Origin of the sequence: Porphyromonas levii, assembly GCF_018206105.1 — a bacterium.
Lineage (GTDB): Bacteria > Bacteroidota > Bacteroidia > Bacteroidales > Porphyromonadaceae > Porphyromonas_A > Porphyromonas_A levii.
The window spans coordinates 1-467 of the sequence record NZ_JADRGN010000099.1; the positions used below are offsets into that span (position 1 = coordinate 1).

General features: G+C 48.0%; 1 protein-coding gene. It reads right to left on the minus strand.

What is annotated here, in order from left to right:
* The coding region (locus tag IX315_RS09665; protein ID WP_211837427.1) for an ATP-binding cassette domain-containing protein at positions 1 to 467 on the minus strand (467 nt) is incomplete at both ends.

The following is a 467-nucleotide window of genomic DNA, read 5'->3' on the forward strand; positions in this document are numbered from 1 at the left end:
TGCATCACGGCTCCGCAGTGGCTCCGCCACCAGCTAAGATTGTACTCCTCGAGGTCTCTTCCTGACACCTTTATACTGCCCTCTAACGGCGAATAATACCCAAGCAGTAGCTTAATCAAAGTGGTCTTTCCGCTTCCACTGGCACCCACTATAGCCGTTACCTTGCCATTGGGGATAGTAAGATTGAGATGGTCTAGGATAGGAGTTGGGCTATAGATGTCGTACTTAAATGAGAGGTTCTCCACCTTGATGTCTAAGTTATCTAGTGCAAAGCTGGTGACATGGCGGTCACTATTCTCCTCATTCTCTTCGGTATGAATTTCATTCATACGGTCTAGGCTGATGCTCACATCCTGCCACGAGTAGATGAATTGTATGAGTTGCTCCACAGGACTATTGAGCTGACCGATAATGTACTGCACCGCCAGCATCATACCGAGCGTCATATTGCCCTGTATCACAGCTGT